This is a genomic window from Microcystis sp. M53603_WE2, from assembly GCF_030065435.1.
Genome location: NZ_JASJFF010000648.1, coordinates 1 through 7661, shown reverse-complemented (window position 1 = coordinate 7661; position 7661 = coordinate 1). Strand labels below are relative to the sequence as shown.

Below are 7661 nucleotides of genomic sequence, written 5' to 3'. Positions count from 1 at the left end.
GTTTCGATTTCCACTTCCACTTCCTCTGGGGTATATTTAGTATCGAACGGTTCGGGAGACTGCATAAACACTCAAGCTACTTAACACTTCATCCCTATTTTATCGGTGATTGGGGTTGACAGGGGTTGACGCAGAATTAATGTAACAATGAGTTTATCCATAGCTAAACGATCGGAATCTATGAGCCTATCGACTGCCACCGTTACCGCCATCAATTATCCTGATGCTACCATCACTAGGGCCGAACGCGCCCTCTGTTGTTCTCCTTTCCGTGTCACCCTATTCGCCGCTATGCTTGAGCGAAGTGTATCACTTTTAAGCATTCCGGGTGCTGGGGGTTTAGAAAAAGGTTATACTTCCAGACTGCTGACGGAAGCGGCAGCGGAAAGCTATCTTCTCTGGTTGATTAAAGTGGGAATTTTGCGGCGCGAAGTAGATGGACAGGGGATAACCGATAGTTTTCGTCTCACTCCTTTGGGGAGGAAATTAATAGAAAAATGGCAACCCCAAGGGGACTTTTTCCCTCAACCCACTTTCTGGCAAAGATTTTTAAATACTCTGCAACGTTGGTTTTCTTTTTAATGCTGTTAAGGTGAGGAGTCGGGAGTCGGTCGTCAGGAGTCAGGATTCTCCGAGTCGGTCGTCAGGAGTCAGGAGATAGGAGATTATTTTATTTATTCTCCCCACACCCCACACCCCACACCCGACACCCCACTTCCCCACTTCCCCACTTCCCCAATTCCCACACCCTACACCCCACACCCCACACCCCACACCCCACTTCCCCATCTCCCCATCTCCCCATCTCCCCATCTCCCCATCTCCCCACTTCCCAATTCATAATTCCTAATTCCTAATTCATAAAAATTCAATACTCAACCCAAAAAACTAGATGAAAGCAATTATGGTAGTGGGGACAACATCCCACGCGGGTAAATCTTTTTTAACTGCGGCTTTATGTCGTTTATTCAACCGGAAAGGTTGGCAGGTAACACCCTTTAAAGGTCAGAATATGGCCCTTAATGCCTATGTTACCGCCGGAGGGGGAGAAATGGGTCACGCCCAGGCGGTGCAAGCATGGGCTGCGGGGACAATTCCCCGGCTAGAAATGAACCCAATTTTATTAAAACCCCAGGGAAATATGACCTCTCAGGTGATTATTAAAGGCAAGGCTGTGGGTGTCACCACGGCAGCGGATTATTATCAGAATTATTTTGACCAAGGTTGGCAAGCAATTAAAGAATCTTTGGCTAAATTATCAACAGAATTTGATCTAGTTGTCTGTGAAGGTGCGGGAAGTCCGGCGGAAATAAATCTCAAACATCGCGATTTAACTAATATGCGGGTGGCTAAATATCTCGATGCCGCTACTATTTTAGTGGTGGATATTGATCGCGGGGGGGCTTTTGCTCACGTCGTCGGTACGTTAGAATTATTAGAACCGGAGGAAAGAGCTTTAATTAAAGGTATTGTGATCAATAAATTTCGCGGACAAAAATCTCTCTTAGATTCGGGGATTACTTGGCTAGAAGATTACACAAAAATTCCCGTTTTGGGAGTTCTTCCCTATAGTGATATCTTTTTAAGTGCCGAGGATTCTCTTAGTTTACTCGATCGCCCCGCCCAAAAACCCAAAGCTGAACTAAATATCAGTGTCATTCGTCTGCCTCATATCGCTAATTTTACTGATTTTGACCCTCTCTGTGGTGAAGCAACGGTTAATGTCCGTTATCTAGAATTACAGGAATCTTTAGGTGATCCCGATGGGGTAATTATCCCCGGTTCTAAAACCACTGTCGCTGATTTAATTGCTCTTAATCAAAGTGGTATGGCTAATCAATTACAAGCCTATCACCAAAGGGGAGGTATTATCTTTGGCATCTGTGGTGGTTTGCAAATGTTAGGGCGATTAATCCTCGATCCTGACCATCGAGAAGGTCACGAAAGTGAGGCAGCTGGCTTAAATTTACTGCCCTTAAAAACGGTAATTACTGCCGAAAAAATTACCCGTCAACGACAAGTTTTATCCAATTATCCCCAAGCTGGTTTACCGGTAATGGGATACGAAATTCACCAAGGCATAAGCGAATGGGAAAGTGAATCAGGTTATCAAAAAATGTTCGAGGAAGATGCTAGTCTAGGAATTGTCAATGATTCTCTCTCAATTTGGGGCTGTTATTTACATGGTATCTTTGATAATGGTTCTTGGCGAAGAACTTGGTTAAATCATCTGCGTCAGCGTCGCGGTTTATTATCTTTGCCGACGGGAATTGCTAACTATAGTGAACAAAGAGAAATAACCCTAGATGCTATGGCTAATTTACTGGAAGAACATTTAAATCTTACACCTATTTTTGCTCATTTGTAAGGAGAAATTATGACTATTGCAGTGCGTTTTTTACCTGATGATATTATCATGGAAGCGGAAACCGGAGAACTATTATTAGATGTGGCAAAAAAAGCAGGAATTGACATTCCTACCGGCTGTTTAATGGGTTCCTGTCACGCTTGCGAGGTAGAATTAGATGATGGTACTCAAATTTGCAGTTGTATTACTGGTATCCCCGGCGATCGAGATTCTTTAACTGTTCATTTATACTCCGATCCGCTTTGGTAGGTTGCTCCCTTAGATCTAGTCAAACTTGGGAATAATCCAAGCTGCTATAATAGCCAATAAAACAACAATTTCTAAGACTTTATATAAGTTAAGAGATTGTAGCCACTGAAAACTATTGGCTAGACGCAAACTTAACCCCCATTGACGTAATTGAGATAACCATAATTTCGGGCTATCTTGTTCACGAAAACCCCATTTAAGGATAGACAATAACAGGGGAACTCCTCCCACTTTAGCAGTCATGAGCAGGTGCAGCACTAGACATACTACCATAATTAACCAACTGAGCAAATGGGCATAATACCAAAAGTGATTTAATTCCCCTTCTGGTAGCCATTTGGAATCCATCATCCGGCCACTATACAAAGCAAAAGTTAGGGCAAAAAGAGTCAAAGTATTGACTAAACGATGGAGACTATACCACCAAATCGGCTTACCAAATTGGGTTAATTTGTTAAGAGAATCACTTTGAATTAATCTTTTGTTGCCGCGACGAAAAGCATAGATAGCAAAAACGGGAAAAATAATCAGAGTATAGAGGCCAAAAGTCCCGTGAATACTTTCAATTTCTCGATATTCTGGTAAAGGCAGTTTTAACCAACGACCGTCAAAAGTATCATAGGTCCAATAGGCCGTAACCATGGCGGCAATGAGGGCAATTCCCGTGAATCCGTGCAGAATTCGCAGTAAAAGAGGTTGATAAGGTTGATTAGTTTTCATGAACTCGATCGATACAATGGGGGATGTAAACTTGCCCAGATACTATGTTAACTAATCCTTGGCTCGTCGCTGTTCTTCTCAATACCGTCCTCCTCGGAATCGCCTGGATTGCCCCAAAAAAGCTCTTAACTCGGATGGGTTATCTCCATGCTTGGGTTTTAGGGGTGATTGTCTGGGGAAGCTTGGGATGGCGCGGTTATCTAATTGTTTTATTCTATTTCCTCGTCGGTTCTACTGTCACCCGCATCGGTTTAGCACGCAAGGAAGCGGAGGGAATTGCCGAAAAAAGAGCGGGGGTGCGCGGTCCTGAAAATGTCTGGGGTTCCGCTTTAGCGGGGGCAATTTGCGCTATCCTAAGTCTTTTTGCCGCTTCTCCCTGGGATTACCTCTTAATACTCGCTTATGTGGCTAGTTTTAGCACCAAATTAGCCGATACTACTGCCAGTGAGGTGGGCAAAGCTTATGGTAAAACTACTTATCTAATCACTAATTTTAAATCCGTCCCCCGGGGAACAGAAGGTGCTGTTAGTTTAGAAGGAACGATCGCTGGTTTGTTGGCAGCCACGGCTATTTCCCTGTTAGCATGGGCTATCGGTGCGATCGATCTTCTTGGTGTGTTATGGTGCGTAATTGCGGCATTTATCGCCACCAATATCGAAAGTCTCATCGGAGCTACTCTACAAACTCGCTTTCTGTGGTTAACTAATGAATTGGTCAATGTGATCAATACGGTTATCGGTGCGATCGTAGCTATACTGTTAAGCTTGCTCTGGTCTTTCAGCTAAAGTTAAGTGACTAAAAAAATTTTTCAGAGAATATCTATGCTAAAGTGGCGTTTTTGTGCATTGTCCCTGCTGTTACTGCTAATTACTGCCTGTGGGACGGAAAATCAACCGAATTCTAGTTCTAACACTGCAAATAGTCCCAGTGCTGACCGCTTGCAAACGGTGAAAAATCGCGGTAAGTTAATTTGTGGCATTAACGGAGAAGTGCCTGGGTTTAGCTTTGTTAATGAAAAAGGCGAATATTCGGGCTTAGATGTGCAAATTTGCCGAGCTATTGCGGCTGCTCTCTTTGATGATCCCTCCAAAGTCGAATATCGTAAACTTAGCCCCCAAGAGAGATTTACTGCCGTACAGACGGGAGAAGTGGATATCCTCAGTCGCAACACCACCTGGACGATTAACCGGGATACCGCTCTGGGGATGGAGTTTATCACCCCGGTTTTCTATGATGGTCAGGGAATCATGGCCACGAAAGCCAGTAATATTAAGAAATTAGAAGATTTAAGCGGAAAGTCCATTTGTGTGCTATCGGGAACCACCACAGAACAAAATCTGGCCGATGCCATGGCAAAAGCGGCAGTGCAAGGTTATAAACCGATCGTTTCCGATGATGTGGAGGCTTTATATACAGCTTATCAGGCGGGGCGTTGTCAGGCTGTCAGTTCCGATCGCTCCCAATTGGTGGCCCGGCGCTCGGTTTTTCCCCGACCGCAGGATCATCAATTATTAGAAGTGGTAATATCTAAGGAACCTTTGGCCCCGGCCGTGGCCGATGGTGATCCCGCTTGGTCGAATGCCGTCCGCTCGATCGTTTTTAGTTTAATTCAAGGGGAAGAATTTGGGATTAACTCCCAAAATATTGGCACTTTTGCCGATAGCAAAGACCCCAGTATTCGGCGCTTTTTGGGTATTGATGAGAAGTTAGGCGAAGATATGGGTTTACCCAATGATTTTGCCCAAAGAGTCTTAAAACAGGTGGGTAATTACGGTGAAATTTATGAGCGGGAAATCGGTAAACCCCTACAACTCGATCGAGGTTTAAATAATCTTTGGACAAAGGGGGGTTTATTGTATTCTCCTCCTTTTCGTTAGTTTTAAGATTGTGTTTCCTGACGGGGAATATAGACCCCTATGGCCGCTGGAATAACTCGAAACATGGCGGGAGTAGTGCTAGTAATTTCGCCATCGGTGTTAATACTATGGGGTTTACGAGTCTGAATTTGAATTTCTTTCCCCTTAAGAGTTCTCACCCAAGATAATAAACCCTGTTGTCCTCGCGGTAATGTCCATAAAAGCGGGAAAATTTGCCACCAGTGTTCAATTTCTAGGCTATATAAATCTAACCTTTGATCGTCGATTTGGGCATCGTGAGCGATCGGCATTCCTCCCCCATAATAACGACCATTTCCGATCGCTATTTGTAGGGTTTTAACTTTGATATTTTGGCCATCAATACCGATCATAGCGGTAAAAGGACGAGTTTTACTTAATACCTGTAAAGCTGTCCAAGCGTAGGCCAAAATCCCCAAACGTCGCTTTAAACCCTTGTTCAGTTTTTGGGTAATTTTCACACTTAATCCTAAACTAGCCACGTTGAAAAAGTATTTATTATTTACCCAACCTAGATCGATATATTTTAAATTACCTTCCGCAATAATTCGACAGGCTTCGGCAATAGAATTCGGTATCCCTAAAGTCCGGGCTAAATCATTAGCCGTTCCCAGAGGTATAATGCCTAAAGGCAGTTGAGTTTCTACCAACATATCCGCCATAGCATTAAGAGTCCCATCGCCACCACCGACAATAACTAAATCAATACTAGAGCGATATTTTTCCAGCAAAAAAGGTATATCTTCTACCTTTTTCAAAGGGACGCTGATAATTTCAAAATCCCAATTATTGAGCAGATCAACAGTTTGAGCAAAGTTTTCTTTACCCTTGCGCGAGTGACGATTGATTAGTAGTAAAGCTCTTTTAGTCATAGGTAAGTTTCTCAGCAGTGCAGGGATAAAGGTTATGTAATTAGGAGTTGCTGAATAAATGTGAAATATAGACGAGGTAAGGGTTTTAGTGGCTGGTTTTGCGAAACAGGTGCAAGTCCTTTAGGGGCGAAGCATTCGGGCATAACCTATCGCTGAAACCGTAGATTTTCTATCCGAATCCTTCGCCCTTATTTTTTCAGCAAACCCTAATTAAATCAGAAAAAATATCAGGTGATTGTCAATAATTTAGCCCCATTGATCACTAAATTTTAGTTAATAGCCCTTTCTTCGAGAAAATGTTCTACCATTGCCCCTATGTATGATAGCAAATTCAGACCCTTCAAGGCCATGAAACGAAGATAATGGCAGACAATTACTTGATTTTACTGATAACGGGCGTTTTTTCGGGCTTATTAGCGGGTTTATTCGGTATTGGGGGTGGCACTATCTCCGTGGCGATCCTGTTAAATTTGGGCCACAGTTACGGGGAATCGGTGGCTACCAGCAGTTTAGCGATCGTTTTCACTTCCCTAGGAGGTACGCTCCAAAATTGGCGATTAGGTTCCCTCAAATGGCAGCGAGTTCTCCTCTTAGGTTTACCCGGGATTTTTACGGCATTTATCGGGGTCTATCTGGTCAAATATAGCCCCAAACACCTCCTAGAAGCGGCTTTTGGTTGTTTTTTACTGCTCAATATCTATTTAACCAATCTCAAGCAAAATTTAAGCCAAAAAGAGCCAGTTTCTGCCATTAGATTGAATCCTAATCTAGCCTGTCTGCTAACCGGAGGAATCGCTGGATTTCTAGCCGGTATTTTCGGAATTGGCGGTGGGGCGATCATGGTGCCACTACAAATGATTTTTTTGGCAGAAAAGATCAAAATCGCCATTGTCACCAGTTTAGGTGTGGTTTTACTCAATTCGATCGCCGCCTGTTTCGCTCATGCCCAAGCCAGTTATATTCTTTATCTACAAGGGATTATTTTAGGTATCGGTGGTTCCCTAGGTGTACAAGTAACCACTCGTTTTTTACCGAAATTACCGGATCGATTGGTGCGGATTACTTTTTATATTTTTCTGCTACTGATGGCCATTTATTTCTTCATCCGCGCTTGCTCTTAGACCGCATCAACGGACTCGTTAAATCTCAACTTTCTAACCTTTCTAGTCTCTCCCTGATTGGCTTTTTCCGTGTTCATCAATAAAAAACGGAGAATACTTGACAAATTCGGGGGGGGAGAATAAAGGAGACATAATTTTAGATGCCTATTGTGGGTGTGGAACGACTCCATCAAGTGGTTATTTATCTAAGGAAAAGTGACTCCCCCAAAGTCCGACAGAATGATTATAAACAAGGGAAAACCTCTCATCAATTTGAAGTGATTAGACTCTGGGAACAACCCTCGGAACCCCTATTAAAGGCTCCCGGACTGTTTCCTTTTGCCATACTTGCTCAAGCTGAGAAACAAGAAAACTTACTGCGGCAAATTGCCCAAGAAATCGAGCAAATCAGCGATAGTCGAGAACAAAGTAATCTGGCTGCATCTACCGCAATTCT

General features: G+C 43.3%; 9 protein-coding genes and 1 pseudogene. 7 read left to right on the top strand and 3 right to left on the bottom strand.

All coding sequences use genetic code 11. From position 1 onward, the window contains the following. Nucleotides 1–180 precede the first annotated feature (180 nt). A complete protein-coding gene (locus tag PX481_RS13995; RefSeq protein ID WP_012267958.1) occupies nt 181–582 on the top strand; it encodes an Npun_F0494 family protein in 402 nt (133 codons plus the stop codon). An 88-nt stretch (nt 583–670) separates the two neighbouring features. Here PX481_RS13995 and PX481_RS13990 read toward each other — a convergent pair whose 3' ends face one another. Beyond that, nucleotides 671–841, bottom strand: a complete 171-nt coding sequence (locus tag PX481_RS13990; protein ID WP_288094784.1) for a hypothetical protein — start codon at nt 839–841, stop codon at nt 671–673. Nucleotides 842–892: 51 nt separating this feature from the next. Here PX481_RS13990 and cobQ point away from each other — a divergent pair, with 51 nt between their 5' ends. Beyond that, the gene (cobQ, locus tag PX481_RS13985; protein ID WP_288094782.1) at nt 893–2368 is read left to right on the top strand and encodes a cobyric acid synthase CobQ; all 1476 of its coding nucleotides are present in this window, start codon (nt 893–895) and stop codon (nt 2366–2368) included. A 9-nt stretch (nt 2369–2377) separates the two neighbouring features. Further along, nucleotides 2378–2617, top strand: coding sequence for a 2Fe-2S iron-sulfur cluster-binding protein (locus tag PX481_RS13980; RefSeq protein ID WP_190357805.1), 240 nt, complete (start codon nt 2378–2380; stop codon nt 2615–2617). A 15-nt stretch (nt 2618–2632) separates the two neighbouring features. Here PX481_RS13980 and PX481_RS13975 read toward each other — a convergent pair whose 3' ends face one another. Continuing rightward, nucleotides 2633–3337, bottom strand: coding sequence for a cytochrome b/b6 domain-containing protein (locus PX481_RS13975; protein ID WP_288094781.1), 705 nt, complete (start codon nt 3335–3337; stop codon nt 2633–2635). A 44-nt stretch (nt 3338–3381) separates the two neighbouring features. Between PX481_RS13975 and PX481_RS13970 the strand changes: the two genes are divergently transcribed. Together PX481_RS13970 and PX481_RS13965 are read left to right on the top strand one after the other, a co-directional pair. After that, a complete protein-coding gene (locus PX481_RS13970) occupies nt 3382–4122 on the top strand; it encodes a TIGR00297 family protein (RefSeq protein WP_002762834.1) in 741 nt (246 codons plus the stop codon). A gap of 36 nt (nt 4123–4158) precedes the next feature. Beyond that, nucleotides 4159–5214 (top strand): amino acid ABC transporter substrate-binding protein, encoded by a 1056-nt coding sequence (locus PX481_RS13965; RefSeq protein WP_288094780.1) that lies wholly within the window; start codon nt 4159–4161, stop codon nt 5212–5214. Nucleotides 5215–5216: 2 nt separating this feature from the next. On the opposite strand, the gene PX481_RS13960 is transcribed toward PX481_RS13965, so the two are convergent. Continuing rightward, nucleotides 5217–6104 (bottom strand): lipid kinase, encoded by an 888-nt coding sequence (locus PX481_RS13960; RefSeq protein WP_002762832.1) that lies wholly within the window; start codon nt 6102–6104, stop codon nt 5217–5219. A gap of 362 nt (nt 6105–6466) precedes the next feature. On the opposite strand from PX481_RS13960, the gene PX481_RS13955 reads away from it, so the two are divergent. Both PX481_RS13955 and PX481_RS13950 read left to right on the top strand, forming a co-directional pair. After that, nucleotides 6467–7225, top strand: coding sequence for a sulfite exporter TauE/SafE family protein (locus tag PX481_RS13955; RefSeq protein ID WP_002762830.1), 759 nt, complete (start codon nt 6467–6469; stop codon nt 7223–7225). Between the two features lie 140 nt (nt 7226–7365). Continuing rightward, nucleotides 7366–7661: pseudogene (locus PX481_RS13950) on the top strand (DUF4351 domain-containing protein); the annotation flags it as partial.

Coding starts and splice junctions, on each gene's coding strand:
- PX481_RS13960 (WP_002762832.1), bottom strand. CDS start 6,104: ATGACTAAAAGAGCTTTACTACTAATCAATCGTCACTCGCGCAAGGGT.
- cobQ (WP_288094782.1), top strand. CDS start 893: ATGAAAGCAATTATGGTAGTGGGGACAACATCCCACGCGGGTAAATCT.
- PX481_RS13965 (WP_288094780.1), top strand. CDS start 4,159: ATGCTAAAGTGGCGTTTTTGTGCATTGTCCCTGCTGTTACTGCTAATT.
- PX481_RS13955 (WP_002762830.1), top strand. CDS start 6,467: ATGGCAGACAATTACTTGATTTTACTGATAACGGGCGTTTTTTCGGGC.
- PX481_RS13980 (WP_190357805.1), top strand. CDS start 2,378: ATGACTATTGCAGTGCGTTTTTTACCTGATGATATTATCATGGAAGCG.
- PX481_RS13970 (WP_002762834.1), top strand. CDS start 3,382: ATGTTAACTAATCCTTGGCTCGTCGCTGTTCTTCTCAATACCGTCCTC.
- PX481_RS13990 (WP_288094784.1), bottom strand. CDS start 841: ATGAATTGGGAAGTGGGGAGATGGGGAGATGGGGAGATGGGGAGATGG.
- PX481_RS13975 (WP_288094781.1), bottom strand. CDS start 3,337: ATGAAAACTAATCAACCTTATCAACCTCTTTTACTGCGAATTCTGCAC.
- PX481_RS13995 (WP_012267958.1), top strand. CDS start 181: ATGAGCCTATCGACTGCCACCGTTACCGCCATCAATTATCCTGATGCT.